Origin of the sequence: Dietzia maris (assembly GCF_036287335.1) — a bacterium.
Taxonomy (GTDB): Bacteria; Actinomycetota; Actinomycetes; order Mycobacteriales; family Mycobacteriaceae; genus Dietzia; species Dietzia cinnamea.
This window is the reverse complement of the sequence record NZ_CP143053.1, coordinates 1,766,693-1,792,891: the sequence shown is the minus strand read 5'-3', so window position 1 is coordinate 1,792,891 and position 26,199 is coordinate 1,766,693. Positions and strand designations below refer to the sequence as shown.

24 protein-coding genes are annotated in these 26,199 nt (G+C 71.9%); 15 read left to right on the top strand and 9 right to left on the bottom strand.

What is annotated here, in order from left to right; all coding sequences use genetic code 11:
• Window position 1 precedes the first annotated feature (1 nt).
• From ribD to secG, 13 genes are all read left to right on the top strand, one after another.
• Window positions 2-1,132, top strand: coding sequence for a bifunctional diaminohydroxyphosphoribosylaminopyrimidine deaminase/5-amino-6-(5-phosphoribosylamino)uracil reductase RibD (gene ribD / locus VYL96_RS08220; protein WP_131885047.1), 1,131 nt, complete (start codon window positions 2-4; stop codon window positions 1,130-1,132).
• Window positions 1,132-1,755: a riboflavin synthase gene (locus VYL96_RS08215; protein WP_061228651.1), complete on the top strand. Its 624-nt coding sequence runs from the start codon at window positions 1,132-1,134 to the stop codon at window positions 1,753-1,755. The genes ribD and VYL96_RS08215 overlap by 1 nt, the downstream gene beginning before the upstream one ends.
• A gap of 74 nt (window positions 1,756-1,829) precedes the next feature.
• The gene (locus VYL96_RS08210; RefSeq protein WP_131885021.1) at window positions 1,830-3,107 is read left to right on the top strand and encodes a bifunctional 3,4-dihydroxy-2-butanone-4-phosphate synthase/GTP cyclohydrolase II; all 1,278 of its coding nucleotides are present in this window, start codon (window positions 1,830-1,832) and stop codon (window positions 3,105-3,107) included.
• Window positions 3,104-3,580 (top strand): 6,7-dimethyl-8-ribityllumazine synthase, encoded by a 477-nt coding sequence (ribH, locus tag VYL96_RS08205; protein WP_061228649.1) that lies wholly within the window; start codon window positions 3,104-3,106, stop codon window positions 3,578-3,580. The genes VYL96_RS08210 and ribH overlap by 4 nt, the downstream gene beginning before the upstream one ends.
• Window positions 3,577-4,050, top strand: coding sequence for a PH domain-containing protein (locus tag VYL96_RS08200; RefSeq protein WP_061228648.1), 474 nt, complete (start codon window positions 3,577-3,579; stop codon window positions 4,048-4,050). Before ribH ends, VYL96_RS08200 begins: the two co-directional genes overlap by 4 nt.
• Before the next feature lie 6 nt (window positions 4,051-4,056).
• Complete coding sequence (gene uvrC, locus VYL96_RS08195; RefSeq protein ID WP_131885020.1) at window positions 4,057-6,144, top strand: excinuclease ABC subunit UvrC; 2,088 nt, start codon at window positions 4,057-4,059, stop codon at window positions 6,142-6,144.
• Window positions 6,145-6,148: 4 nt separating this feature from the next.
• Window positions 6,149-7,030, top strand: a complete 882-nt coding sequence (gene rapZ / locus VYL96_RS08190; RefSeq protein WP_131885019.1) for an RNase adapter RapZ — start codon at window positions 6,149-6,151, stop codon at window positions 7,028-7,030.
• Window positions 7,031-7,037: 7 nt separating this feature from the next.
• The gene (locus VYL96_RS08185) at window positions 7,038-8,021 is read left to right on the top strand and encodes a gluconeogenesis factor YvcK family protein (RefSeq protein ID WP_061228645.1); all 984 of its coding nucleotides are present in this window, start codon (window positions 7,038-7,040) and stop codon (window positions 8,019-8,021) included.
• 24 nt (window positions 8,022-8,045) lie between these two features.
• Window positions 8,046-9,029: a DNA-binding protein WhiA gene (whiA, locus tag VYL96_RS08180; protein ID WP_061228644.1), complete on the top strand. Its 984-nt coding sequence runs from the start codon at window positions 8,046-8,048 to the stop codon at window positions 9,027-9,029.
• 122 nt (window positions 9,030-9,151) lie between these two features.
• On the top strand, window positions 9,152-10,168 hold the full coding sequence (gene gap / locus VYL96_RS08175) for a type I glyceraldehyde-3-phosphate dehydrogenase (RefSeq protein ID WP_061228643.1): 1,017 nt from the start codon (window positions 9,152-9,154) through the stop codon (window positions 10,166-10,168).
• Between the two features lie 156 nt (window positions 10,169-10,324).
• Window positions 10,325-11,542 (top strand): phosphoglycerate kinase, encoded by a 1,218-nt coding sequence (locus VYL96_RS08170; RefSeq protein ID WP_061228642.1) that lies wholly within the window; start codon window positions 10,325-10,327, stop codon window positions 11,540-11,542.
• A gap of 31 nt (window positions 11,543-11,573) precedes the next feature.
• The gene (gene tpiA / locus VYL96_RS08165) at window positions 11,574-12,359 is read left to right on the top strand and encodes a triose-phosphate isomerase (protein ID WP_061228641.1); all 786 of its coding nucleotides are present in this window, start codon (window positions 11,574-11,576) and stop codon (window positions 12,357-12,359) included.
• A gap of 129 nt (window positions 12,360-12,488) precedes the next feature.
• Window positions 12,489-12,722, top strand: coding sequence for a preprotein translocase subunit SecG (gene secG / locus VYL96_RS08160; RefSeq protein WP_007628575.1), 234 nt, complete (start codon window positions 12,489-12,491; stop codon window positions 12,720-12,722).
• A 147-nt stretch (window positions 12,723-12,869) separates the two neighbouring features.
• Here the strand turns inward: secG and pgl are convergent, their stop codons facing one another.
• From pgl to tkt, 5 genes are all read right to left on the bottom strand, one after another.
• The gene (gene pgl / locus VYL96_RS08155; RefSeq protein WP_061229190.1) at window positions 12,870-13,598 is read right to left on the bottom strand and encodes a 6-phosphogluconolactonase; all 729 of its coding nucleotides are present in this window, start codon (window positions 13,596-13,598) and stop codon (window positions 12,870-12,872) included.
• A 62-nt stretch (window positions 13,599-13,660) separates the two neighbouring features.
• Window positions 13,661-14,581, bottom strand: a complete 921-nt coding sequence (locus tag VYL96_RS08150) for a glucose-6-phosphate dehydrogenase assembly protein OpcA (RefSeq protein ID WP_311200786.1) — start codon at window positions 14,579-14,581, stop codon at window positions 13,661-13,663.
• The gene (zwf, locus tag VYL96_RS08145; protein WP_375545176.1) at window positions 14,578-16,158 is read right to left on the bottom strand and encodes a glucose-6-phosphate dehydrogenase; all 1,581 of its coding nucleotides are present in this window, start codon (window positions 16,156-16,158) and stop codon (window positions 14,578-14,580) included. Before zwf ends, VYL96_RS08150 begins: the two co-directional genes overlap by 4 nt.
• Window positions 16,155-17,264, bottom strand: a complete 1,110-nt coding sequence (tal, locus tag VYL96_RS08140) for a transaldolase (RefSeq protein ID WP_131885018.1) — start codon at window positions 17,262-17,264, stop codon at window positions 16,155-16,157. The genes zwf and tal overlap by 4 nt, the downstream gene beginning before the upstream one ends.
• Complete coding sequence (gene tkt, locus VYL96_RS08135; RefSeq protein WP_131885017.1) at window positions 17,261-19,369, bottom strand: transketolase; 2,109 nt, start codon at window positions 19,367-19,369, stop codon at window positions 17,261-17,263. The genes tal and tkt overlap by 4 nt, the downstream gene beginning before the upstream one ends.
• A gap of 284 nt (window positions 19,370-19,653) precedes the next feature.
• On the opposite strand from tkt, the gene VYL96_RS08130 reads away from it, so the two are divergent.
• Complete coding sequence (locus tag VYL96_RS08130) at window positions 19,654-20,562, top strand: heme o synthase (RefSeq protein ID WP_063973574.1); 909 nt, start codon at window positions 19,654-19,656, stop codon at window positions 20,560-20,562.
• 20 nt (window positions 20,563-20,582) lie between these two features.
• On the opposite strand, the gene VYL96_RS08125 is transcribed toward VYL96_RS08130, so the two are convergent.
• The gene (locus VYL96_RS08125; protein WP_131885016.1) at window positions 20,583-21,551 is read right to left on the bottom strand and encodes a quinone oxidoreductase family protein; all 969 of its coding nucleotides are present in this window, start codon (window positions 21,549-21,551) and stop codon (window positions 20,583-20,585) included.
• A 114-nt stretch (window positions 21,552-21,665) separates the two neighbouring features.
• Between VYL96_RS08125 and VYL96_RS08120 the strand changes: the two genes are divergently transcribed.
• Window positions 21,666-23,225, top strand: coding sequence for a hypothetical protein (locus VYL96_RS08120; protein WP_279432735.1), 1,560 nt, complete (start codon window positions 21,666-21,668; stop codon window positions 23,223-23,225).
• Window positions 23,226-23,421: 196 nt separating this feature from the next.
• Here VYL96_RS08120 and VYL96_RS08115 read toward each other — a convergent pair whose 3' ends face one another.
• From VYL96_RS08115 to VYL96_RS08105, 3 genes are read right to left on the bottom strand one after another with little or no spacing between them, the layout of a single operon-like run.
• Entirely contained in the window at window positions 23,422-24,417 is a 996-nt protein-coding gene (locus VYL96_RS08115) for a COX15/CtaA family protein (protein ID WP_407935077.1), read from the bottom strand.
• A gap of 38 nt (window positions 24,418-24,455) precedes the next feature.
• Window positions 24,456-25,247, bottom strand: a complete 792-nt coding sequence (locus VYL96_RS08110; RefSeq protein WP_061915181.1) for an ABC transporter permease — start codon at window positions 25,245-25,247, stop codon at window positions 24,456-24,458.
• Window positions 25,244-26,179, bottom strand: coding sequence for an ABC transporter ATP-binding protein (locus VYL96_RS08105; RefSeq protein WP_061915178.1), 936 nt, complete (start codon window positions 26,177-26,179; stop codon window positions 25,244-25,246). The genes VYL96_RS08110 and VYL96_RS08105 overlap by 4 nt, the downstream gene beginning before the upstream one ends.
• Between the last annotated feature and the right edge of the window lie 20 nt (window positions 26,180-26,199).

Here is a 26,199-nt window from a genome sequence, read left to right as displayed (position 1 = left end):
CGTGCCCGACGAGACCGTCCCCCCCGGGTCGACCCCGGAGGCGTCGGCGTCGCGCCGCCGGGAGCGGGCCGCCCTCGCCGAGGCGATCGCCCTCTCGCGGGCCGCTCTCGGGGTGAGCACGCCCAACCCCCCGGTCGGCGCGGTGGTGCTCGACGCCGCCGGTGCGGTCGTCGGTCGCGGCGCCACCGAGGCGCCGGGCGGCCGGCACGCCGAGGTGGTCGCCCTGGACGAGGCCGGCGACCGGGCGCGGAGTGGCACGCTCGTCGTGACGTTGGAGCCGTGCGATCACCACGGCCGCACGGGCCCCTGCACCGCGCGGGCCCTGGCCGCGGGCGTCGCGCGCGTGGTGTACGCCGTGTCCGACCCGAACCCCGTGGCGGCCGGCGGTGCCGACACCTTGCGGCGGGCGGGGGTCGACGTGTCCAGGGGCGACGACGACGAGGTCCGCGCCGCCGGGGACGGCCCGCTCCGGGCGTGGCTCCACCGGCAGGCCCACGGCCGACCGTTCGTCACCTGGAAGTACGCGGCCAGCCTGGACGGCAGGGTGGCCGCGGCAGACGGGTCGAGCAGGTGGATCACCGGGCCCGTCTCGCGACACCACGCACACGCGAGGCGGCAGGAGATCGACGCCCTCGTCGTCGGCACCGGGACCCTCACCGCCGACGACCCCGCTCTGACCGCCCGCCTAGACGACGGACGCCCCGCCCCACGCCAGCCCCTCCGGGCGGTGATGGGCCTGTCCGCCGTGCCCGCCGACGCGGCCGTCCGCGGGGACGACGGCCGGTTCCGGCACCTCGCCACCCGGGACCCCGCCGAGGCGCTCGCGATGCTCGGGGACGTGTGTCACGTCCTCGTCGAGGGCGGCCCGCGCCTGGCCGGGGCGTTCCTGGCCGCCGGGCTCGTCGACCAGGTCGACGCCTACATCGCCCCGCTCGTCCTCGGCGGCGGACGGTCGGCCGTCGAGGGGGCCGGCGTCGCCACGCTCGCCGACGCGCACGGCTTCACCGTCCGCGAGATCACCGTCCTCGGCGCCGACGTCCACCTGCGCATGACGGCGCCGACCACCCGACCCACGCCCGCGGCGCCCGACACGCAGGCGCCCGCCACCCCACCGACGAGAGGACCCCGCTGATGTTCACCGGAATCGTTGAGGAGCTCGGCACCCTCGAATCGATCGACCGGCGGGGAGACTCCGCGAGGCTGCGGATCCGCGGCCCGCTGGCCACCTCCGACGCGGGCCACGGCGACTCGATCGCCGTCAACGGGGTCTGCCTCACCGTCACCGAGTGGGAGCCCGGCGCCCACTTCGACGTGGACGTCATGGCCGAGACGCTCGACCGCACCGCGCTCGCCGCCCTCGCGCCCGGTGACCCCGTCAACCTGGAGCGCGCCATGCGCGCCGACGCCCGCTTCGGCGGCCATATCGTCCAGGGGCACGTCGACGGCACCGGCCGCGTCGTCAGCCGCGTCGAGCACGAGCACTGGCACGTCCTACGGATCTCCCTGCCCGGCGACCTCGCCCGCTACGTCGTGGAGAAGGGCTCCATCACCGTCTCCGGCACCTCGCTCACCGTCTCGGCGGTGAGCGCGCCCGGCGAGGCCGACGCCTGGTTCGAGGTGTCGCTCATCCCCACCACCCTCGAGGCCACGATCCTCGGTGGCCTGGCCCACGGGGACGCGGTCAACCTCGAGGTGGACGTGCTGGCGAAGTACGTCGAGCGGCTGCTGGACGGACGCGGTGGCGGGTCCCGCTGACCGGATGCGCCATACTTGAGCCCGGACCCGCGGCCGCCGCCCGGGCTCGTCAGACACGAGGAGACCCCGCACCAGTGACCACCTTCGACGGCATCGAGCGAGCCATCGCCGACATCGCGGCGGGACGGGCCGTGGTGGTGGTGGACAGCGAGGACCGCGAGAACGAGGGCGACCTGATCTTCGCCGCCGAGCTCGCCACCCCCGAACTCATGGGCTTCCTCGTCCGGTATTCCTCCGGGTACGTGTGCGTCGCACTCGAGCCCGAGGACTGCCTCCGCCTGGACCTGCCGCCGATGCGGGCCATCAACGAGGACCGCCACGACACCGCCTACACCGTGACCGTGGACGCCCGCACCGGCGTGTCCACCGGTATCTCCGCCGCCGACCGCGCCCGCACCGCGCGGCTGCTCGCCGCCGACGACACCGTGCCCGGGGACTTCACCCGCCCCGGCCACGTGGTGCCCCTGCGCGCCCGGCCCGGCGGCGTCCTCACGCGGCCCGGTCACACCGAGGCCGCGGTCGACCTCGCCCGACTGGCCGGCGTGCGTCCCGCCGGCGTGATCTGCGAGATCGTTTCCGAGGACGATCCCACGACCATGGCCCGCACCCCCGAGCTGCGGCGGTTCGCCGACGAGCACGGCCTGGCGATGGTGACCATCGAGGCACTGCAGGCCTGGCGGCGTGCACACGAGGTGCAGGTGGTCCACGAGGCCGCGGCCCGCGTGCCCACCCCCGCCGGCACCCTCACCGCCCACGGCTACCGCGACACCCTCCAGGGCGTCGAGCACGTGGCCATGGTCGCCGGCGACGTCTCCGGCGACGAGCCGGTCTCGGTCCGGATCCACTCCGAGTGCCTCACCGGTGACGTCTTCCACTCCCTGCGGTGCGACTGCGGCCCGCAGCTCGACGCCGCGGTCGCCGCCGTATGCGAGGAGGGACGCGGGATCGTCCTCTACATGCGGGGCCACGAGGGCCGGGGGATCGGCCTCGTCCAGAAGCTCCGCGCCTACCAGCTCCAGGACTCGGGCCGCGACACCGTCGACGCCAACCTCGACCTGGGCCTGCCCGCCGACGCCCGTGACTTCAGTCTCGCCGCGCAGATGCTGCGCGACCTCGGGGTCACCCGGGTCCGGCTCATGACCAACAACCCCGCCAAGGCCGACGCCCTGCGCGCCGGTGGAGTGGAGGTGGTGGCCAGGGTGCCCATGCCCACCGCGGTGACCCCCGAGAACCTGAGGTACCTGCGCACGAAACGGGACCGTATGGGCCACCTGCTCGAGGGGCTCGACGAAGGGCCGGCCGGGCCGGCCGGCCCGGCGGGCGCCGACGTGAACGGAGAGGATCAGCGATGAGCGGCAGCGGAAGGCCTGAACCGGTCGTCCCCGACGCCCGCGGGCTGCGGCTCGGCGTGGTGGCCTCGACATGGCACCAGGAGATCTGCACCCAGCTCGTGGACCGGGCACTGGCCGTCGCCGAGGCCTCCAGAGCGGCCGTCACCCTCGCCCGCGTCACCGGGGCCGTGGAACTGCCCGTCGTGGCGCAGGAGCTCGCGCGCACCCACGACGCCGTGGTCGCGCTCGGCGTCGTCATCCGGGGCGCCACGCCCCACTTCGACTACGTCTGCCGCTCGGTGACCGACGGCCTCACCCGGATCGCCCTCGACGAGGCCACGCCCGTCGCCCACGGCGTCCTCACCACCGAGGACGAGGACCAGGCCCGCGACCGCGACGGCCACGAGGGCGCAGCGGAGGACAAGGGCGGGGAGGCGGTGGCCGCCGCGCTCGGCGCCGCCATCGCCCTGCGCGAACTGAGGACCATCCGATGAACGGCACCTGGGAGTTCGAGCACACCCCGCGCCGGATGCGCACCACCGTGATCGCGCTGGCGGTGCTCATCGTCATCATCCACGTCGTGTGGGCCGTCATCCTCGTCCGCGGGGACACCGGCGTGACGATCGGCGTCGCCGACCAGCTGGCCTTCGTCGTCACCGGCCTCATCTTCGCCGGCGTCCTGCTCACCCTCCTGCGCATCCGCGTCCGCGCCGGCGAGCAGGGCGTCGAACTGCGCGGCCCCCTCCGGACCCGGGGGTGGAGCTGGGAGGACATCGTGGGCGTGACCTTCCCCCGCTCGAGCTACTGGCCCCGGCTGGAACTGCCGGCCTATGAACACGCGGGGATCTGGGCGATCCAGTCCTTCGACGGCCGGGACGGCGTCGAGGCCATGTCGCGACTGCGCGACGTCATCCGCGCCCACAAGCCCTCGGCCGCCGACCCCGAGACCGTCGCCGACCGCTGACGCGCCGTGGCCGACCCGCGTTCCTACCGCCCGGCCCCCGGCTCGATACCCACCGAGCCGGGGGTGTACCGCTTCCGTGACGAGCACGGACGCGTCATCTACGTGGGCAAGGCCAAGAACCTCCGCAGTCGGCTCAGCTCGTACTTCGCCGATCTGTCACTGCTGCACCCGCGCACCCGGCAGATGGTCACCTCCGCCGCCGGCGTGCAGTGGACCGTCGTCTCGACCGAGGTCGAGGCGCTGCAGCTCGAGTACACGTGGATCAAGAAGTACGACCCGCGGTTCAACGTCCGCTACCGCGACGACAAGACCTACCCGATGCTCGCCGTCACCGTCGGCGAGGAGGTGCCGCGCGCGTTCGTCTACCGCGGCCCCCGCCGGCCCGGCACCCGCTACTTCGGCCCCTACTCCCACGCGTGGGCAATCCGCGACACCCTCGACACCCTGCAGCGGGTGTTCCCCGTGCGCTCGTGCTCGGCCGGCGTGTACAAACGTCAGGCCCAGCTCGGGCGGCCCTGCCTGCTCGGCTACATCGACAAGTGCGCGGCCCCGTGCATCGGCCGGGTCACCCCGGACGAGCACCGGCTGATCGTCAATGAACTCATCGACTTCCTCGCCGGGCGGACCGACGCCATCATGCGGCGCATCGAGAAGCAGATGATGGAGGCCTCCGCCGATCTGGACTTCGAGCGCGCCGCGCGGCTGCGTGACGACCTCGGGGCGATGCGCCGGGCCATGGAGAAGCAGGCCGTGGTCCTGGGCGACGGAACCGACGCCGACATCGTGGGCGTCGAGGTCGACGAGCTCCAGGTGTCGGTCCAGGTCTTCCACGTCCGCGGCGGACGTATCCGCGGCCAGCGCGGCTGGGTGGTCGAGCACGCGCACGGGATCGACGAGGACGGCGAGTTCGACGCGGCCCGCGCGATCCCCGGCGTGGTGTCCGACTACCTCGCCCAGTTCTACGGCGGGGAGGCCGACCTGGCCGAGGCCGCCGAGTCCGGCGATATCGCCTCCGCCGTGCCCCGCGAGGTGCTGGTGCCGGCCCTGCCCGAGGACTCGGAGGAGCTCGCCGACTGGCTCTCGGGCCTGCGCGGCTCCCGGGTCTCCCTGCGGGTGCCGCAGCGCGGGGACAAGCGGGCCCTGGCCGAGACGGTCCACCGCAACGCCGTCGAGGCCCTGACCCAGCACAAGCTGCGTCGCAGCGGCGACCTCACCGCGCGCTCCGCCGCCCTGCAGGAGATCCAGGAGACCCTCGAGCTGGACTCCGCGCCCCTGCGCATCGAGTGCGTGGACATCTCGCACACCCAGGGCACGGACGTCATGGCCTCGCTCGTGGTGTTCGAGGACGGCATCCCCCGGAAGAGCGACTACCGCCTGTACCGCATCCGCGACGCCGCGGGGGACGGTCACTCGGACGACGTGGCGAGCATCGCCGAGGTCACCCGCCGACGCTTCCGTCGTCATCACGAGGACCCGGCGCTCACCCCGGACGAGACGGACGGACCGGTCGACGACGAGGCGGGCGACCCGGAGGCGGCCCCGCCCGCCCGCCGGTTCGCCTATCCGCCGCAGCTGTTCGTCGTCGACGGCGGGCGCCCGCAGGTCGAGGCGGCCGCCGAGGTGCTGTCCGAGCTCGGCGTCACCGACGTCCCGGTCATCGGCATCGCCAAGCGACTCGAGGAGATCTGGCTGCCGGGCGAGGAGTACCCGGCGATCTTCCCGCGTCACGGCGAGGGCCTGTTCCTGCTCCAGCGCCTGCGCGACGAGGCCCACCGGTTCGCCATCCGCGCGCATCGGGGCGCGCGCTCCAAGCGGATGACCGCCTCCGTACTCGACGACGTCCCCGGTCTCGGCCCCGCCCGCCGCGCGGCGCTGGTCGAGAAGTTCCCCACCGTCTCCGCGCTGCGCGCCGCCACCGTGGAGGACCTGTGCACGGTCCCCGGCATCGGTCCCGGCGTCGCGGCGTCGATCCTCGCGACGCTCGGAAGCGGTGGGTCGGCCGATGCCGACTCCGAGCCCGGGGACACGGACGGCACCGACGTGGAAGACTCGGCGGGGCGGCCGGAGTCGGCCGCGACGAACGACGCGAGGTGACACGATGGACGACGACGGCGACAAGGACCGGGGGCGTGAGCTCCTCCTAATCAGCGGTATGTCGGGAGCCGGAAAGGGGACCGCCTCGAAAGTCCTCGAGGAGTTCGGGTGGTACGTCGTGGACAACCTTCCGCTGTCCTTCGTGGGGGAGTTCCTCGGCCGCTTCGACGACTCGGCCGACGAACCCCGCCGTCTCGCGATCGTCGCCGACACGCGCAGCCTGGGCTTCGACGAGCACCTGGGTGAGCTGCTCGAGCTGTTCGCCGGCCGACAGAGGTCCCGCATCCTGTTCCTGGACGCCTCGGACGAGGCGCTGGTGAACCGGTTCAACAATGTGCGCCGCTCGCACCCCCTGCAGTCCGGCGGCGGGCTCATCGACGGCATCACCCGGGAACGCAGGACCCTCGAGGGTCTGCGCGGACGCGCAGACGTCGTCGTGGACACGACCGCGCTCAGCGTTCACGACCTGCGCCACCGTCTGGAGACGCCGTTCGGCGACCTGGGGTTCGACTTCCACCTCACCGTCGAGTCGTTCGGCTTCAAGTACGGGGTCCCGGTGGACGTCGACATGCTCCTCGACATGCGCTTCCTGCCCAACCCGCACTGGATCCACGAACTCCAACCGCACACGGGGCGCGACAAGCCGGTGCAGGACTACGTCCTGGCGGACGAGTCGATCGAGGAGTACCTGCGCGCCGCCGTGACGATGATCCGGCTCGCGATGACCGGCTACCGACGCGAGGGCAAGCGGTACATGACCATCGCCGTGGGGTGCACCGGCGGCAAGCACCGCAGCGTGGCCATCTCCGAGTCCCTCGCGGGCCGGTTGACCGGCCTGGACGCGGTCGACGTTCACGTCCGCCACCGCGACCTCGGACGGGAGTGACCCGGCGATGACGGAACCCACGAAGCGGATCCCCTCGCTCGTCGCGCTCGGCGGCGGCCACGGCCTCTCGGCGACCCTGAAGGCCGGTCGGCTCGTCGCCGACCACGTCACCGCGGTGGTCACCGTCGCCGACGACGGGGGCTCCTCGGGCCGCCTGCGCCGCGAGCTCGGCATCCTCCCGCCCGGCGACCTGCGCATGGCGCTGTGCGCCCTCGCCGGTGAGGACGACGAACACGCCCGCCTCACGAGGCTCTTCCAGCACCGCTACGGCGGTACCGGGGCCCTGGCGGGGCACGCCGTCGGCAACCTCGTCTTCGCCGGACTGTGGGAACTCCTCGGCGACCCGATCGAGGCCCTCGACGCGGTCGGCTCGATCCTCGGCGTCACGGGACGGGTCCTGCCCATGTCCCCGGTGGCCCTCGACATCGCGGCCGAGGTCGTCGGTCTCGAGGCCGACCCCAGGGTCGTGCGCACCATCATCGGGCAGGTGGCCGTGGCGACCACGCCGGGCAGCGTCCGACGCGTGCGGCTGATCCCCGACGCCCCGCCCGCCGCGGACGGGGTGGTCGAGGCGATCGAGCAGGCCGACCTCGTCGTGCTCGGCCCCGGCTCGTGGTTCACCAGCGTCATCCCCAACGTCCTCGTACCGGAGATCGCGGCGGCCCTCACGCGGACCGCCGCCACCAAGGCCCTCGTTCTCAACCTCGCCCCGCAGCCGGGGGAGACGGCGGGCTTCTCCGCGGAGCAGCATCTGCACGTCCTGCGCCAGCACGCGCCTCGGGTAGACGTCGACGTCCTGCTCGTGGACCCGCGGATGCCGCTCAGCGCCACCGAACGCGAGCACCTCGAGCGCGCGGCGGCAGGACTGGGCGCCCGCGTGGTGACCGCGGAGATAGCCGAGACCGGCTCGGATGGGACCATGAGGGCTGTCCACGACCCCGCCTCGCTGGCGACGGCACTCGCCGCCTCGCTGCCAGGGGGCGCGGGGTGACGACCGAGAACGAAGGAGCAGGGCGTGTCGCTGACCGCACAGGTCAAGTCCGAACTGGTGAGGGTCCCCGTCGGGAACACCGAGACCAGGAGGGCCGAGGTCGCCGCGCTGTTGAGGTTCGCCGGAACGCTCCAGGTCCTCTCCGGCCGACTCGTCATCGAGGCGGAGGTCGACTCCGGCGAGATCGCCGATCGGCTCGCCGCCGAACTCGACGCCCTCTTCTCCGTGACCTGCGAGATCCACCCGATCGGGGGTTCGGGCGGCCGGCCGGCCCGCAAGTTCGTCCTCCGCGTCATCGACCGGGGCGCCGACCTCGCCCGCCAGCTGGGGCTCATCGACAACGCCGGTCGGGCCGTCCGCGGGCTCCCCGCGGCCGTGGTCGGGGGGTCCGTCGCGGCGGCCGAGGCCGCGTGGCGGGGGGCGTTCCTCGCGCACGGGTCGCTCACCAAGCCCGGTCGCTCGTCCGCCCTCGAGGTGACCGCCCCCGGAGCGGAGGCGGCGATGGCGCTCGTGGGTACCGCGCGCCGACTCGGCGTCACCGCCAAGGCCCGCGAAGTGCGGGGAGGGGACCGGGTGGTCATTCGCGACGCGGAGGCGATCGGGGTCCTACTGGCCCGCCTCGGGGCCACGTCGACCAGGGACGTCTGGGAGGAGCGTCGTTCGCGTGGCGAGGTCCGCGCCACCGCCAACCGGTTGGCTAACTTCGACGACGCCAACCTCCGCCGGTCCGCCCGCGCGGCCGTCGCGGCCGCGGCCCGCGTCCAGCGGGCGCTGGAAATCCTCGCCGAGGACGTCCCTGACCACCTTCTAGCGGCCGGCGAGCTCCGCGTCCAACACCGCCAGTCCTCGTTGGAGGAACTCGGACAGCTCGCCGACCCGCCCATGACCAAGGACGCGGTCGCCGGACGCATCCGGCGACTGCTGTCGATGGCGGACCGCAAGGCCGCCGAGCTCGGGATCCCGGACACCGAGTCCGTGGTCACCGAGGACATGCTCGACGACGCCTGATCGGCCCCCAGAACACCCTGCACGTGGCCGGGCACCGGCGGGTAGTCTGGGTCACGTCCCCGGGCCCCACCCGGCTCTGGTGACGTCCAGCGTTCTCGCACCACCAATAAGGAGACATCGAAGTGACCGTGCGCGTAGGCATCAACGGATTCGGACGTATCGGCCGCAACTTCTACCGCGCGGTGGAGGCTCTCAAGGCCGAGGGCAAGACGGACATCGAGATCGTGGCCGTCAACGACCTGACCACGAACGACATGCTCGCTCACCTGCTCAAGTACGACTCGATCCTCGGTCGCCTCGGCAAGGACGTCACCTACGACGACACCTCGATCACGGTCGGCGGGACCAAGATCGGCGCGCTCGCCATCAAGGAGGGCCCCGCCTCCGTTCCGTGGGGTGACTACGGCGTCGACGTCGTCGTCGAGTCCACCGGTATCTTCACCTCGGCCGAGAAGGCCCGCGGCCACCTCGAGGGCGGCGCCAAGAAGGTCATCATCTCGGCCCCCGCGTCGGACGAGGACATCACCATCGTGATGGGTGTCAACGACGACAAGTACGACGGCTCGCAGACGATCATCTCGAACGCCTCCTGCACCACCAACTGCCTCGCGCCCGTGGCCAAGGTCCTGTCCGACGAGTTCGGCATCGTCAAGGGCCTCATGACCACGATCCACGCGTACACCCAGGACCAGAACCTGCAGGACGCGCCCCACAAGGACCCGCGTCGCGCCCGCGCCGCCGCGCTGAACATGGTCCCGACCTCCACCGGTGCCGCCAAGGCCGTCTCCCTCGTGCTGCCCGAGCTCAAGGGCAAGTTCGACGGCTACGCCGTTCGCGTCCCGCTGCCCACCGGCTCCCTGACCGACCTCACCGTCGAGCTCGAGAAGAAGGCCTCGGTCGACGAGGTCAACGCCGCGGTCAAGGCCGCCGCCGAGGGGCCGATGAAGGGCATCCTCAAGTACACCGAGGACCCGATCGTCTCCTCTGACATCGTCACCGATCCGCACTCGTCGATTTTCGACGCGCCGCTGACCAAGGCGATCGACGGCCAGATCAAGATCGCCTCCTGGTACGACAACGAGTGGGGCTACTCCAACCGCCTGGCCGACCTCATCGGCCTGGTCGGCAAGTCGCTCTGAGAGCCTTCGGGCCTGACGACCCCGTACCACCACCGGGCCCGGTCCGGGGACGCCGCGAGCGTCCCGGCCGGGCCCGGCGCACATCGACCGGCGCCGCACGGTCAGCCCACCCACCCGGTGACCCACCCACAGTTCTTCCGACAGGAGTTCCACCACATGGCCGTGAGCACGCTCTCCGACCTGCTCGACGCCGGCGTAGAGGGCCGCAAGATCCTCGTCCGCTGCGACCTCAACGTCCCGCTCGACGGGAAGACCATCACCGACGCCGGTCGCATCACCGCCTCGCTGCCCACACTCAACGCGCTGCTCGACGCGGGCGCGGCACTCGTGATCACCGCCCATCTCGGCCGACCCAAGGGCGAGGCCGACCCCGAGTTGTCCCTCGCACCCGTGGCGGAGAAGCTGGGAGATGAGCTGGGGCGGTACGTCCAGCTCGCCGGTGACGTGGTGGGGCCGGACGCGCGTGAGCGGGCCAACGGCCTGACCGACGGCGACGTCCTGCTGGTCGAGAACGTCCGCTTCGATCCCCGCGAGACGAGCAAGGACGAGTCCGAGCGGGCCGCGTTCGCCGCGGAACTCGCGAGCCTGGTGGGCGAGGACGGCGCGTTCGTCTCCAACGGCTTCGGCGTTGTCCACCGCGCCCAGGCCTCCGTCTACGACGTCGCCAAGCTCCTGCCTGCCTACGCCGGCGACCTCGTGCAGAGCGAGGTCGACGTGCTCGCCGCCCTCACCGGGGACCCGAAGCGTCCTTACGCGGTTGTGCTCGGTGGATCCAAGGTCTCGGACAAGCTCGCCGTGATCGAGGCGCTGGCTCCGAAGGTCGACACCCTCGTCATCGGCGGCGGCATGTGCTTCACCTTCCTCGCCGCACAGGGCCACGGTGTGGGCTCCTCGCTGCTGCAGGAGGAGATGATCGACACCTGCAAGGACCTGCTGGCCAGGTACGGCGACGTCATCACGCTCCCCGTGGACGTCGTCGCCGCCGACGGGTTCGCCGCCGACGCCCCCCACACCACGGTTCCCGCCGACGCGATCCCCGAGGGCACGATGGGCCTGGACATCGGCCCCGAGTCGGTCGCCGCCTTCGCCGAGAAGCTCACCTCGGCCAAGACCGTGTTCTGGAACGGGCCGATGGGCGTGTTCGAGTTCGAGGCCTTCTCCGCGGGCACCCGCGGCGTCGCCGAGGCGATCATCACCGCGACCTCCGCCGGAGCGTTTTCCGTCGTCGGTGGCGGCGACTCGGCGGCCGCCGTGCGCACCCTGGGGCTCGGCGAGGAGAACTTCTCCCACATCTCCACCGGCGGTGGCGCCTCGCTGGAGTACCTGGAGGGTAAGGAACTGCCCGGCGTCACCGTCCTTGAGCGCGGCAACTGACCCGGACACCCAGGAACTACAAGGAGAGAACATGTCACGCACTCCGCTCATCGCCGGCAACTGGAAGATGAACCTCAACCACCTCGAGGCGATCGCACTCGTGCAAAAGGTCGCCTTCTCCCTCCCGGAGAAGTACCTCGAGAAGGTCGACGTCGCGTTCCTCCCGCCGTTCACGAATATCCGAGGCGTCCAGATCGTCATCGAAGGTGACAAGCTGGGCTTCGCCTACGGAGCCCAGGACGTCTCGGTGCACGAATCCGGCGCCTACACCGGCGAGATCTCGGCCTCCATGCTCGCGAAGCTCGGCTGCACCTATGTCGTCGTGGGCCACTCCGAGCGCCGCGACTACCACGCCGAGACCGACGAACTCGTGGCGGCCAAGGCCGCGGCCGGACACCGTCACGGCCTGACCCCGATCGTCTGCGTGGGGGAGAAGCTCGAGGTCCGCGAGGCCGGTGACCACGTGGACTTCGTCGTGAACCAGCTCAAGGGTTCGCTGGAGGGTCTGACGACCGCACAGCTGGCCTCCACGGTCATCGCGTACGAGCCGGTATGGGCGATCGGGACCGGCAAGACCGCCTCCGCCGCCGACGCGCAGGAGGTGTGCGCGGCCATCCGCTCCGCGCTGGCCGAGCTCGCCGACGCCGAGACGGCCGAGTCGATGCGCGTGCTGTACGGCGGCAGCGTCAACGCCTCGAACGTCGGCGAGCTGCTCGAACAGTCCGACGTCGACGGCGGTCTGGTGGGCGGGGCGTCGCTCAAGCCCGACGAGTTCGCCCAGCTGTGCGCGATCGCCGCCGGCGGCCCGCTGCCCTGATCCGTTCCCGCCCCCGGCGGGTCGGGCCCTCGCCGGCCCGGCACGCCGGGATCAACCGCGGACGCCCGACCGGGTAGTCTGTAGCGGTCGCACCCGACCGCCCGACCTGACGTGAGGCACGATCCCTACATGAAGCTCGCCCTGGATATCTTCCTCATCATCACCAGCCTGCTGCTGATGCTGTTCATCCTGCTGCACCGCGGCAAGGGCGGCGGCCTGTCCTCGCTGTTCGGTGGCGGTGTCCAGTCGAGCCTGTCGGGCTCGAGCGTCGTCGAGCGCAACCTCGACCGGGTCACCGTGGTCGTCGCGGTCCTCTGGGTGATCGCGATCATCGCCGTCGGCCTGCTCGTCCGCTTCGGCTGATCCCCGCTCGGGGCCCACACGCGAGAAGCGGGGTGCGCGCTCTCCCATGAGGGAGGGCGCGCACCCCGCTTCGTCGTACCGGGTGATCCGACGTGGCGCCGGGCCGGCTCTGTGGCGCCGGGCCGGCTCTGCGGCGCAGGGCCGGCGTCAGCTCACCAGCGAGGCGGCTGGCCCGTCGAGGTGGAAGGTCGTGGACTCGGTGCCGACAGCCCCGGCGACCGGCCAGTCCGCCGGATCAGCACCACCCAGACCCTTCGCGACCGCCTCGGCCTTCCCCTCTCCGGTGGCCACGACGATGACGTGCCGCGACCGGCGCACCGCCGGCAGCGTGAAGGTGAGTCGCTCCGGCGGCGGCTTGGGACAGTCGCGGACGCCCACCGCCAGCCGGTCGGTCTCGGCGATCGCCGGAGTGTGCGGGAACAGGGAGTCGATGTGCCCCTCCGGCCCCATCCCGAGTAGCGTCACGTCGAACAACGGCTCGTCGCCACCGGCACCGGGCAGGTCCACCTCCGTGAGGAACGCCTCCGCGGCGGCGTCGACGTCGTCGAACTCATCTCCCCGCGCCGGCCAGCGGTGGATGGTGGCCCGGTCGCCGACGGCATCGAACAGCACCTCGGCGAGCTGCCCGTCGTTGCGGTCGGGATGACCGGCCGGGACGAAGCGCTCATCCCCGAGGAAGATCGTGACCCGGCTCCAGTCGACCTCGGTTCCGGCGAGGGCGGCGGCCGTCTTCACGCCCACCGAACCACCGGTCAGGGAGAGCGTCGCCCGGCCGGCCGCGGCAACGCGCTCGTTGAGGTGACCGGCCGCGGCGAGGGCGGCGGCCTCCGCGAGGGACTGCGCATCCTCATGGACGAGATGACGGGTGACTGACATCGACGCTCCTGTCGTGGTGGTGGGGTGGGAACGGACGCGGGTGCCGGCCTTCCGGCCCCGGCTCAACGAACCGACGCCGAGGTGTAGATGACGCGATCGTGGTTGGCCAACGCGTCCGCGTACACACCATCAGTGTCCATGCGGCGCAACTCCTCCGCCAGACAGTCGGCCACACTCCGACCCACGAGAGCGACCCGCGTGGGGGACTGCCCGGTGATGCGCAGCTCCGCGGAGGTCGCGCTGACCTGCTCGACGACGATGGACCCGGAGGCCCGCTCCAACACGACCATTCTGGGCCCGACCGCCCGCAGGACGTCGATCCCGAGGCGGGACGCTAGCCACCCGCCGGCGAGATCGACCGACGCCGCACGCTCCGGCCCGCACACGGTGGCGCCCGTGATCGGCTCGAAAGGGGGTCGATCGAGGGTTGCGGCCAGCAACGAACGCCAATGGGTGATGCGCGCCCACGCCAGATCGGTGTCACCGGGGGAGTACCCGGCCGCTCGCTTGGCCAGGGCGTCCGTCGGATGCCCCTCGGCGTCCGAATCGACGATGCGGCGCCGGGCGAGCCGACCCACGCGGTCCTCGGACAGCAGCGTCGGGGAGTGGCGGGGCCACCACACCGCGAGCGGGGTGTCGGGCAGCAGCAGCGGCGTCACGAGCGACGCCGACTGCGACGCCATCGCGCCGGACGTGCGCAACACGACGACCTCCGCCGCGCCGGCGTCGCCGCCGACGCGGATCTGGCCGTCCAGCCGATCGGCGTCGGCGCGCCGCCCCCGGATCACCACGATGACGCGGCACGGGTGCTCCCGGCTGGCCTCGTTCGCCGCGTCGATCGCCGACTCGCTGCCACGGACGTGGTCGGTGATGACGATCAGCGTGAGGACGCGGCCGATCGTGCTCAGGCCCGCCTCCTCGCGGATCTGCACCAGCTTCTTGGCGATCGCGCGGGTCGAGGTGTCGGGTAGGTCGATGATCACGGTCGCCTCCATGCGCGGCCGCTGCGGGCCAGGATCTCGTCGGCGCCCCTGGGCCCCCAGGTGCCCGCCTGGTACTGCTCCGGTTGGCCCTCGGACTTCCACTCGCGCAGGACCGGGTCGAGCAGTTGCCAGCTCAACTCCACCTCACGCGAGACCGGGAAGAGAGACGGCTCGCCCAGCAGCACGTCGAGGATGAGGCGCTCGTACGCCTCGGGGGAGGATTCGGTGAACGCCTCGCCGTAGGCGAAGTCCATGTTGACGTCGCGGACCTCCATCGCGGTCCCCGGTACCTTCGACCCGAACCGCAGGGTGACCCCCTCGTCCGGCTGGACGCGGATCACCAGGGCGTTCTGTCCCAGCTCCTGCGTCATCGTTGCGTCGAAGGGCAGGTGCGGCGCGCGCCGGAAGACGACCGCGATCTCGGTGACACGACGCCCCAGGCGCTTACCGGTCCGCAGGTAGAACGGGACGCCCGCCCACCGTCGGTTGTGGACCTCCAGGGTGATGGCCGCGTAGGTCTCGGTCGCCGAGGACGGGTCGTAGCCCTCTTCGTCCTTCAGCCCGACGACCTGCTCGGAACCCTGCCAGCCACCGGCGTACTGACCGCGCGCGGCGGTCTCGGAGATCGGCAACGCCAGCGAGGTGGACTCGAGGACCTTGGTCTTCTCCGCACGCAGCGCGGCGGCGGAGAAATCGGTCGGCTCCTCCATCGCCACCAGCGCCATCAGCTGGATCAGGTGGTTCTGGATGACGTCGCGCGCGGCACCGATACCGTCGTAGTACCCGGCGCGCCCGCCGAGACCGATGTCCTCGGCCATCGTGATCTGGACGTGGTCCACGTGGTTGGCGTTCCACACCGGCTCGAAGAGCTGGTTGGCAAAGCGCAACGCCAGGATGTTCTGGACCGTCTCCTTGCCGAGGTAGTGGTCGATACGGAACACCGAGTCCTCGGGGAACACCGCCCCCACGACCGCGTTGAGCTCGCACGCACTGGCGAGGTCATGACCGAAGGGTTTCTCGATGACCACCCGGCGCCAGGACCCCTCGGGGCCCCGCGTGCACCCGGTGCGATCGAGGTGCCGGCACACGGTCGGGAAGTCATCCGGGGGGATCGACAGGTAGAACGCGTAGTTGCCAGCCGTGCCCCGCTCCGCCTCGAGCGCGACCAGCTGGTCCGCGAGGCGGTCGAATCCCTCGTCGTCGTCGAAGGTGCCGGTCACGAACCTCAGTCCCGCGGCGAGTTGCTCCCATACATCCTCACGGAACGGTGTCCGGCAGCGCTCGCGGGCCTGTTCGCGGGCGAACGCCGCGAACTCCTCGTGCGCCCACTGACGCCGACCGAACCCGATGAGCGAGAACCCGGGCGGGAGCAGACCCCGGTTGGCGAGATCGTAGATCGCCGGGATGAGCTTCTTCTTGGACAGGTCACCGGTGACGCCGAAGATCACGAGGCCGGAGGGCCCAGCGATCCGCGGCAGACGCCGGTCGCGGGGGTCCCGGAGCGGGTTGACCCATCCCTCGGTGGCCCCTGTAGAACTTTCGGCGTCGGACGTGTCCAGACGGTCGGGGCCGGTCACGAATCCGACGGGATCTCGTCGATCCGCGCCCTCACCGTGTCCATCAGGTCGTCCCAGGCGGTGACGAACTTCTCCACGCCCTGGCGCTCGAGCAGCGCGAAGACCTCGTCCAGGTCGATGCCCTCGGCACGCAGCGCGTCGAGGGTGGCGCGGGAAGCCTCAGCGGTGCCCCGCACCGTGTCACCCTCGACCACCCCGTGGTCTGCGAACGCCTGCATCGTCGCGAAGGGCATCGTGTTGACGGTCCCGTGCGTCACCAGGCCCGTCACATACAGCGTGTCGGGGTACGCCGGATCCTTGACTCCCGTGGAGGCCCAGAGCAGTCGCTGCGGCCGGGCTCCGCGATCCGCCAACTCGCCGAAGCGGCCGGCGGGGTCGAAGACCTCGTCGTAGACCTCCTGGCACAGGCGGGCGTTCGCGAGCCCGGCCTGACCGCGCAGTTCCGACGACTCCGGCAGGCGCGAGTCGATCTCGGTGTCCAGACGGGAGACGAACACCGACGCCACGGAGTGGATCGACGACAGATCGTGCCCGGCGGCCACGGCCTGCTCGAGGCCGGTGAGGTACGCCTCCGCGACCTTTCGGTATTGATCCACCGAGAAGATCAGCGTGACGTTGACGTCGATGCCCTTGCCGATGACGTCGGTGATCGCCGGCAGTCCCGCCGCGGTGGCGGGAATCTTGATCATCACGTTGGGCCGGTCGACCGCGGCGGACAGCTCGACCGCCTGCTGGACGGTCTCCGCCGTGTCGTGTGCGAGGCCCGGGTCCACCTCGAGCGAGACGCGACCGTCCACGCCGTCGGTCGCCCGATAGGTCGGCGCCAGCAGGTCACAGGCGTCCCGGACGTCCGCGGTGGTGAGCGCCCGGATCACGGAGGCGAGTTCGCGGTCCGCACGTACCGTCTCGGTGAGCGCGCCCTCGTAGGCCGACGAATCCGCCAGCGCCGACTGGAAGATCGCCGGGTTGGTGGTCACGCCCACGATCGAGTATTCCGCCATCCGCTTCTCGAGCTCACCGGAGGCGAGGAGCTGACGGGACAGGTCGTCGAGCCACACGGAGACCCCGGCGGCACTGAGAGCGGCGAGATTGGCGTTGGTCATCATGCCTCCCCGGCAACGGCCGCGAGCGACTCGCGGGCGGCGGAGACCACCGCGTCGGCGGTAATCCCGAATTCGGTGAACAAGGTCTCGTAGGGCGCGGAGGCGCCGAAGTGCTCGAGCGAGACTGCCCGGCCGGCGTCTCCGAGGAACCGGTGCCACGGCATCGCGATGCCGGCCTCGACCGAGACCCGTGCGCGCACGGCACGCGGGAGGACCGACTCGCGGTACTCGGCGTCCTGCTGGTCGAAGAACTCGACACAGGGCATGGAGACCACTCGCGTGGGCACGCCCTCGGCCTCGAGGGTCTCCCGCGCGGCCACGGCCAGCTGGACCTCGGACCCGGTACCGATGAGGATCACCTCGGGGGTACCCGTCGACGCCTCGGCGAGGACGTAGCCGCCCCGCTCGACACCTTCACGGGCGAGCTGCGCGGTGCCCTCGAGCACGGGCACGTTCTGCCGGGTCAGGCACAGCCCCTTGGGCCCGTCGAGCGCCTCGAGCATCGCCCGCCAGGCGGCGGCGGTCTCGTTGGCGTCCGCAGGACGGAGGACCGCCAGTCCCGGGATGGCCCGCAGCGCGGCGAGCTGCTCGACCGGCTGGTGGGTCGGGCCGTCCTCGCCCAGACCGATCGAGTCGTGGGTCCACACGTAGTACGCGTTGCTGCCCTGGAGCGCGGCCAGCCGGACGGCCGGTCGCATGTACTCACTGAAGATGAGGAACGTCCCGCCATACGGGCGGGTCGGTCCGTGCAGTGCGATGCCGTTGAGGATCGCGCCCATCGCGTGCTCACGGACACCGAAGTGCAGGTTCCGCCCATAGGGGGAGGCGGTCCACGTGTCGGTGGTGATCGACGCGGGGCCGAACGAGTCCGCGCCCTTGATGGGGGTGTTGTTGGAGCCCGCGAGGTCGGCGGAGCCGCCCCACAGCTCCGGAAGCGTGGCCGCGAGGGCCTGGATGGCCTCGGCGGAGGCCTTGCGGGTGGCGACGCCCTTGGGATCGGCCTCCCAGGTGGGCAGGTCCGCGTCCCAGCCTTCGGGGAGCTCGCCCGAGTACAGCCTGTCGAACAGTGCCTTGCGCTCCGGGTTCGCCTCCGCCCACGCGTGGAACATGTCGCTCCACTGAGCGTGGACGCGGGCGCCGCGGTCGCGGGCCGCGCGGGTGTGGGCGATCACCTCGTCCTCGACGGTGAACGGCTCCGTGCCGGCCATGCCGAGCGCCTCCTTGACGGCGTCGACCTCGTCCTGGTCGAGCGCGGCACCGTGCGCGGCGCCCGTGTTCATCGCGTTGGGCGCCGGGTAGGCGATGATCGTGCGCAGGACGATGATCGAGGGCTTGTCCGTGACGGCGCGCGCGTCGGCGATCGCCTCCTCGATGGCGGCCACGTCCTCACCGCCGTTCACCGTCTGCACGTGCCAGCCATACGCCTCGTAGCGGGCCGCGACATCCTCATTGAACGCGATCTTGGTGTCGTCCTCGATCGAGATCTCGTTGTCGTCATAGATGGCGATGAGGTTGCCGAGCTGCTGCGTACCCGCGAGCGAGGCGGCCTCGGCCGTCACGCCCTCCTGGATGTCGCCGTCGGACGCGATCACGTAGATGAAGTGGTCGAACGGGCTCTTGCCCGCGGGGGTGTCCGGGTCGAACAGCCCGCGCTCGTAGCGCGCCGCCATCGCCATACCCACCGCGGACGCCAGGCCCTGGCCGAGGGGACCGGTGGTGATCTCCACCCCGTCCGTGTGCCGCCACTCGGGGTGGCCTGGGGTCTTGGAGCCCCAGGTACGCAGAGCCTTGAGGTCCTCGAGTTCGAGGCCGAACCCGGCGAGGTACAGCTGGATGTACTGGGTGAGCGAAGTGTGCCCGCAGGACAGGATGAACCGGTCCCGTCCCACCCACGTCGGATCGGACGGGTCGTGCCGCATGATGCGCTGGTAGAGGGTGTACGCCAGCGGCGCGAGGCTCATCGCGGTTCCCGGGTGACCACTGCCGCACTTCTGCACGGCCTCGGCGGCGAGGACGCGCGCGGTGTCCACTGCGCGGGTGTCCAGTTCGGTCCAGTCGGATGGGTGGCGGGCGGTGGTGAGCTCGGTGATCTCCGACGCGCTGGTCACTTGTGGTTCTCCCGGGTCTGAGGGTGCGGCGCGGATCCGCGCGTATGTCGTGAACCACCTTAGTGGTCGCGCCCACGGTGGGGCGTACCGTCCCCGCCCCCGCTCTTTCGCGGACCGCGCAGGGGGGACGTAGTATCGGCTCGGTAGTGCGTTGACGTCTGCTGCGAGGAGTTCCGGTGCACGATTCCACCCCGACCCGGAGTGGGGGGCCAGCCGTCTCCCCTCCAGAGTCCACGGGGCGGCCGGCTCCGGCGAGCGGGCGAGCCCGTGTTGTCGACGTGGTGATGGCGTACATCGCCCTCACCAAGCCGCGCGTCATCGAGTTGCTCCTCGTCGCCGCGATCCCCGCCCTGCTGCAAGCGGATCGCGGGAACATCCACCTCTCGCTGGTCCTGCTCACCCTCGTCGGTGGCTGGATGGGCGCGGCGAGCGCGAACTCGCTCAACATGGTCGTCGACTACGACATCGACCAGGTGATGAAGCGCACCGAGCGCCGCCCGCTCGCGCGCCACGCGATCACGCCGCGAGCCGCGCTGATCTTCGGCCTGGCACTCGGAGTGGCCAGCATCCTCTGGCTGGGACTCCTGGCCAACAGCTGGCTCGCCGCCTTCTTCATCCTCATCACGATCCTGTTCTACGTGATCGTGTACTCGATGATCCTCAAGCGCCGCACCGCTCAGAACGTCGTCTGGGGTGGCGCCGCGGGTTGCATGCCGGTCTTCGTCTCGTGGGCGGTCATCACCGACAACCTGCCGGACGGCCAGCCCCACAACTGGTGGCAGGCGGTCGTGCTGTTCCTCATCATCTTCTTCTGGACGCCGCCACACACGTGGGCCCTCGCCATGCGCTACAAGGAGGACTACAAGGCCGCCGGCGTGCCGATGCTGCCCGTGGTCATGGGCCCCGAGGGCGTGACCCGCCGCATCACCATCTACACGTGGGTCACCGTCCTCTGTACGTTCGCGCTCATCCCCGCGGCGGGCTGGGTCTATGCGGCGGGCGCGATCGGCTTCGGCGTGTGGTTCATCGTCATGGCGCACCGCCTCGAGGCGGGCGTGCGCCGCGGCGTCGAGGTCAAGCCGCTCAAGCTGTTCATCCTGTCGAACAACTACCTCGCCGGGGTCTTCGTGGCCCTGTCCATCGACGCGGTGCTCGGACTGCAGACCGTGGCGGAACTCCTGCCGCTGGCCTGACCGCGTCCGGCGAGTAGCGGTCAGCGCTCGGGGTCGAGTGTCACCGAGCCGGTCGTCCGCCGCTCCTGCAGCGCGCGATGCGCCTCCGCGGCCTCCGACAGGCCGAACGTCGCCCCCACTGACAGCCGCAGCGCGCCGTCCACGACCCCCTCGAGGATCTCGCCGGCCCGGCCGCGGAACTCCTCCGTCGTCGCGATGTAATCCGCCAGGGTCGGGCGGGTGAGGAACACCGAACCGGCCGCGTTGAGCCGCTGCGGATCTACCGGCGGAACCGGGCCGCTGGCCGCCCCGAACAGCACGAGCGTGCCGCGCCGCGCGAGCACCGCCAGACTGTCGTCGAAGGTGTCCCTACCCACGCCGTCGAAGACCGCGGCGACGCCCCCGTCCGCCAGCTCGCGCACCCTCTCCGGCGTCGCCTCCGGGTAGAGCAGCACGTGGTGCGCCCCGAGGTCGCGGCAGAGGTCGGCCTTCTCCTCGGTCGAGGTCGTCGTGATCACCCGGAAGCCGTGGGCCACCGCCAGCTGGATGAGGAGCTGTCCGACGCCGCCCGCCCCCGCGGTGATCAGTACGTGATCGCCGGCTGAGGCCCGGTGGGTGTCGGTGATCAGATAGTGCGCGGTGAGCCCCTGCAGCAGCATCGAGGCCGCCACGTCGTCGTCGACCCCCTCCGGCACGGTGACCACCGATTCTGCGGGGGCGACGACGTACTGGGCGTAGGAACCGGGCACCTGGCACCAGGCCGCCCGGTCGCCGGCGACCAGGTCGGGCGTGCCCTCGCCGACCGCCTCGATCACCCCCGCGCCCTCGCTACCCGGGATGAACGGGAGGTCCCGCTCGTAGACGCCCTCGCGGAAGTAGGTGTCGATGTAGTTGACCCCGATGGCACGGGTACGGACGAGCACCTCGCCCGGGCCGGGCGACGGCACGTCGACCTCCACGGGAGTGAGTACCTCGGGTCCGCCGTGTCGGGAGATCTGGATCGCACGCATGGCGCCCAGTATCCGGTAGGGCGCGGCCCGCCGCAGCCGGAGTGCCGTCAGCGGTTCGGGGCAACGCGGGAGTGCCGACCGATCCGCGGCGGGGGAGGCGATAGGCTACGCCCCATGAGCCTGCAGATCCTTTCCCAGTACGCCGGGGGGCCGCGAGTCCGGGCCACCGGCAGGTCCGAGATCACCACGACGGGATCCGATACGGCGTCCGAACCCGTCGAGTCGTCGACGGACGCGCAGGAGACGGCGGCGGCCCCCGCGGCCGCGCAGGCCGAGCCGTCCCGGGCCGGCGCGGACGAGCAGGCCTCCACCGCCAAGGACGCGCCGGAGGCAAAGGAGCCGGCCGCGAAGGCCGGTACCCAGGAAAAGCCGAGCCCGGCTCCCGCCGCAGCCGGCGGGGGCGGTGCGGGCGGTATCTCTCTCGGCCGTCGAGCCCCGCGCGCCCCGGGCGGCGGTACGTCGACCCTGCACGGCTCGCGCATCACGGAGCTCGGTGGCGGTTCTGCCCCGGCGCCCTCCGCGTCCGAGCCCACTTCCACCGAGTCTGCGCCGGCGGCGTCGTCCACCTCGGCCACCCAGGCGGACGCTGATCCGGCAGCGCCCGCGGCGAAGACCGACACCGCTCCTGATACGAAGGCCGACGCCGCGCCCGAGGCGCAGGACGCGGCGCCCGACTCGCCGAAGCCGGCGACCGGCGCTCCCGCGTCCGGTGGCGGCCTCAAGCTCGGTGGCGGGTCCAAGGCCAAGGCCCCCGGCGGCGGTTCGGCCGCCAAGCTCGTGCTCGGGGGCGGCGCCGCCGCCGCCGCGGCGGGAGCCGCCGGCACCCCGGAGAAGTCCACCGCGGCGGGGGAGTCCGCCCCGGCTCCGGCGTCCGGGCAGGCCGAAGCGAAGAACGAGCCGAAGAGCGAGGCCGCCGACACCGCTGCGCCCGTCGCAGAGGAGAAGGCCCCCGACACCGCTGCGCCGGCCGAGAAGAAGTCCGGCGGTCTCACCCTGGGTGGCGGTTCCGGTGCGAAGGCACCGGGCGGCGGCGCGTCCGGCGGCCTGACGCTCGGCGGCGGGTCCAAGGCGAAGGCCCCCGGCGGAGGCAAGTCCGGTGGCCTCACGCTCGGTGGCGGCGCGGCCGCCGCGAAGCAGACCGCGGAGCCCACAACCGACGCGAAGAAGTCCGACGCGCCGTCGGCCGCCGATCGCCCGGCGGACGCCCCCGCCGCGTCGCAGCCCGCCGCGGTGCCCCCGGCGGAGGAGCCGGCCGAGAAGCAGGACGCGCCCGCCGCGGCATCGGACAAGCCCGCCGGTAAGACCCCGGCAGACAAGACCCCGGCGCCGAAGGCCGCCAAGGCCCCGGCCGAGAAGATCGAGGCCGCGCCGGTTCCCGCGGGTCCGACGCCCCCGGCCAAGACCGCCAAGTTCGTGGAGAAGTTCCTGGCGCGCCACGGCGGGTCGGCGGACGTCGTCCTCCAGCCGGTCGGTCGCCGCGGCGTCCGTATCACCCTAGTGGGCGCCGACGGCGTCCTCGGGGACACGATGGTGGACTCGCTGTCCGAGGCCGAGGCCGTCCGCGACGGCATCTCCGGCCTCACCGGTTCGGACTGGACCCGCGAGCTCGTGTCGCGCACCGATGTCCCGGCGGGGCACTGGAAGCGCATGGCGGGATCGGGCGCCCTGGTCTGACCGTCCTGGTGCCGGACCCGCCCCCGGGCCCGGCGCCGGAACGCGAGAATCCGCTACTCCACCCGCGGATCCGCTACCCGCACAGGGGTAGCGGATCCGGGATCGGGGTAGCGGATTCCGGCGTTTCAGCGGGTTCGGGGCGCTGGCGCGGGCGTCGACCGGCGCCCGCCCGCTCCGACGCCCACTCCGAAACCCGTCAGCGTGCGGCGGACGCGGGGACCCGGTCGCGGATGACCCCGGCGGCCCACAGGGCGCCGGTCACGGCGGTGATCGCGCCGGCCAGTGTCACGTGCGCCACGACGAGGACCTCCGGGACGCCGAGCTGGTACTGGGTGATGCCGATGACCGCCTGCGCGGCGATGAGCCCGATGAGAATCGCACAGCGCCGGATCGCGGGCCCCTCGGTCCGCAACGCGATGAGTCCGGCGAGCAGGCCGATGAGCAGGCAGACGTAGCCGATCATCAGCTCGGCGTGGAAGTGGACGAGCCACTGGATGGGCAGCTGCAGGCGGTCGGCGGCCTCGATCCGGGCATCCCCGGCGTGGGGGCCGGCGCCGGTGACCATGGTCCCGGTCGCGAGGACGCCGGCGAGCAGGACCGCCGACAGTGCCGTGAGCCAGGCGAGCGGCCGGGGCACCACGCGCCTGGGCGGGGCGGTGTCGTCTTCTCCGATCCGGACGTACAGTACCGCCGCCACCCAGGCCAGGAGCATGGACGGCAGGAGGTGCAGCGCGACGGTCCACCACACGAGCCCGGCGAGCACGGTGATGCCGCCGATGACCGCCTGCGCGACGATGCCCAGCGGCATGGCGAGGGCGAGCACCTTCAGTTCGGTGCGTCGCCCCGCCCGGAAGACCGCGAGGATCAGGGCCGCGGCGACCGCCACCAGGACAAAGGTGAGGAGTCGGTTGCCGAACTCGATGGCCTGGTGGATGGCGGGCCCGGCGCCGGGCACGGGGACGAAGCTGTCCTGGTTACAGCGGGGCCAGGTCTCGCACCCGAGTCCGGAGGCGGTCACGCGGACGGTGACGCCGGTGGTCATGATGCCGATCTGGGCGATCACGTTGGCCAGGGCGATGCCCTTCTGGACCCGCAGGGACGGCATCGGCAGCCGGGAGAGCGGACCGCCGGATCCCTTCGACGCGGGCGCGGCCGGGGCTCCGGAGGTCGGGGCGTGCGATGTCGAGGTCACGGCCCCGATTCTAGGCCGCGCGGCGCCGGCCTCTGCTATCAGGTGAACGAGAAGTGACGCACGGCAAAGCCGCCGCAGACGGCCGTCCACAGGGCCAGGGACAGCGCGGCCAGTGCGGGGACGCCGCCGCCGGTCGCGGTGACCAGTGCGGTGGTCAACGCGTAGGAGGGGACGACGACGAGGAGGTCGTGGACCGCGGTGGGGAGATCGACCACCCCGATCGCGAGTCCGGCCCCACCGATGAGGACGAACCAGATGAGGTTGGCCAACGCGAGGACGATCTCCGCGCGCAGGGTGCCCCCGAGGAGCAGCCCCATCGAGGAGAACGCGACCGAGCCGAGAGCGACCGCCACGGCACCGAGCGCGAGCCCGGCGGTGTCGGGACGCCATCCGAGTACGGCCGCGATGACTCCGAGGATGACGGCCTGCCCGGCCACCAGCACCAGGGTCGCGAGCATCTTGCCCGCGATGATGACGGCCGGTGGGAGCGGGGTGCCGCCCAGACGTTTGAGGGCGCCGTAGCGTCGGTCGAAGCCGACGGCGATCGCCTGCCCGGTGAACGCGGTCCCCATGACGGAGATGGTGAGCACCGCGGTGATCGCGTGGTCGATCCGCGGCTCGGGCACGGCTCCGAACTCGACGGCGGTGAGGGCGAACAGGATCGCGACCGGGATGACGAGCGCGACCAGCAGTTGCTCGCCGTTGCGCAGGAACAGCGCCAGTTCCATGCGGGTCTGTGCCGCGGCCATCCGGGCGACGGACGCCGGGGCGGACGGCCGGGCGAACGTGCCGGGGGCGAAGCGGTTTCCGTCTTCGGGGGCGTGGGTCATCGCAGTTCCCGTCCGGTCAGGTCGAGGAAGACCTCTTCGAGGCTCCTGGTGCGGGTGGCCAGGGAGGTGAGCTGCACATCGGCCCGCTCGAGCGCGGCGCACATCGCTGTCATGAGGCCGGGGGAGACGGGGCCGTGGACCTCCAGAACGCCGGCCGCGGTCCCCTCGGCGACCGTGTGCTCGTCGCCGAGGACGTCCGCGAGCAGGGACGGGGACACCTCGCCGTCGACGACGAGGGTGACCCCTTCGGCGGTCCCGGCGCGTTCGAGTTCCGCCGGACTGCCCGAGGCGACGCGCCGTCCGTGGTCGACGATCACCACCTGGTCGGCGAGTGACGCGGCCTCGTCCATGAGGTGGGTGGTGAGCAGGACGGCCGCGCCGTCGCGACGCAGCGCGTGGACGAGGTCCCACACGGCCCGCCGTGACTGGGCGTCGAGCCCGGCGGTGGGTTCGTCGAGGAACACTAGTTCCGGCCGTCCGACCACCGCGATCGCCAGGGACAGTCGCTGCTGTTGCCCGCCGGACAGCCGGCGGTAGGGGGTCCTGACGTGGTCGCTGAGGCCGAGCTCGCCCAGGAGCCAGTCCGGGTCGAGGGGGTCGGCGTAGTAGGAGGCCACCAGGTGGAGCATCTCGCCGACCCGCGCGGCCGGGTAGGCGCCGCCGCCCTGCAGCATCATGCCGATGCGGCTGCGTACCCGCTGGCGGTCGGTCAGCGGGTCGAGGCCGAGGACGCGGACCGTTCCGGCGTCGGGGCGCACGAAACCCTCGCAGATCTCGACCGTGGTGGTCTTGCCGGCGCCGTTCGGTCCGAGCAACGCCATGACCTGACCGCGGTCGAGACGCAGGTCCAGTCCCGCGACCGCGGTGGTGGCGCCGAACCTCTTGACGAGTCCCTCGACGTGCAGTGCGGGGGAGTCCGTCGATGAGGTCACGGGTGCCGATTGTAGGCCCG

Excerpts from the sequence above, each read along its gene's own strand:
- tpiA (WP_061228641.1), top strand. The coding sequence starts at position 11,574 with ATGTCACGCACTCCGCTCATCGCCGGCAACTGGAAGATGAACCTCAAC.
- VYL96_RS08185 (WP_061228645.1), top strand. The coding sequence starts at position 7,038 with ATGACGGAACCCACGAAGCGGATCCCCTCGCTCGTCGCGCTCGGCGGC.
- secG (WP_007628575.1), top strand. The coding sequence starts at position 12,489 with ATGAAGCTCGCCCTGGATATCTTCCTCATCATCACCAGCCTGCTGCTG.
- ribH (WP_061228649.1), top strand. The coding sequence starts at position 3,104 with ATGAGCGGCAGCGGAAGGCCTGAACCGGTCGTCCCCGACGCCCGCGGG.
- VYL96_RS08110 (WP_061915181.1), bottom strand. The coding sequence starts at position 25,247 with ATGACCCACGCCCCCGAAGACGGAAACCGCTTCGCCCCCGGCACGTTC.
- pgl (WP_061229190.1), bottom strand. The coding sequence starts at position 13,598 with ATGTCAGTCACCCGTCATCTCGTCCATGAGGATGCGCAGTCCCTCGCG.
- rapZ (WP_131885019.1), top strand. The coding sequence starts at position 6,149 with ATGGACGACGACGGCGACAAGGACCGGGGGCGTGAGCTCCTCCTAATC.
- VYL96_RS08200 (WP_061228648.1), top strand. The coding sequence starts at position 3,577 with ATGAACGGCACCTGGGAGTTCGAGCACACCCCGCGCCGGATGCGCACC.
- VYL96_RS08125 (WP_131885016.1), bottom strand. The coding sequence starts at position 21,551 with ATGCGTGCGATCCAGATCTCCCGACACGGCGGACCCGAGGTACTCACT.
- tal (WP_131885018.1), bottom strand. The coding sequence starts at position 17,264 with ATGATGACCAACGCCAATCTCGCCGCTCTCAGTGCCGCCGGGGTCTCC.
- VYL96_RS08130 (WP_063973574.1), top strand. The coding sequence starts at position 19,654 with ATGGCGTACATCGCCCTCACCAAGCCGCGCGTCATCGAGTTGCTCCTC.
- VYL96_RS08170 (WP_061228642.1), top strand. The coding sequence starts at position 10,325 with ATGGCCGTGAGCACGCTCTCCGACCTGCTCGACGCCGGCGTAGAGGGC.
- VYL96_RS08120 (WP_279432735.1), top strand. The coding sequence starts at position 21,666 with ATGAGCCTGCAGATCCTTTCCCAGTACGCCGGGGGGCCGCGAGTCCGG.
- VYL96_RS08215 (WP_061228651.1), top strand. The coding sequence starts at position 1,132 with ATGTTCACCGGAATCGTTGAGGAGCTCGGCACCCTCGAATCGATCGAC.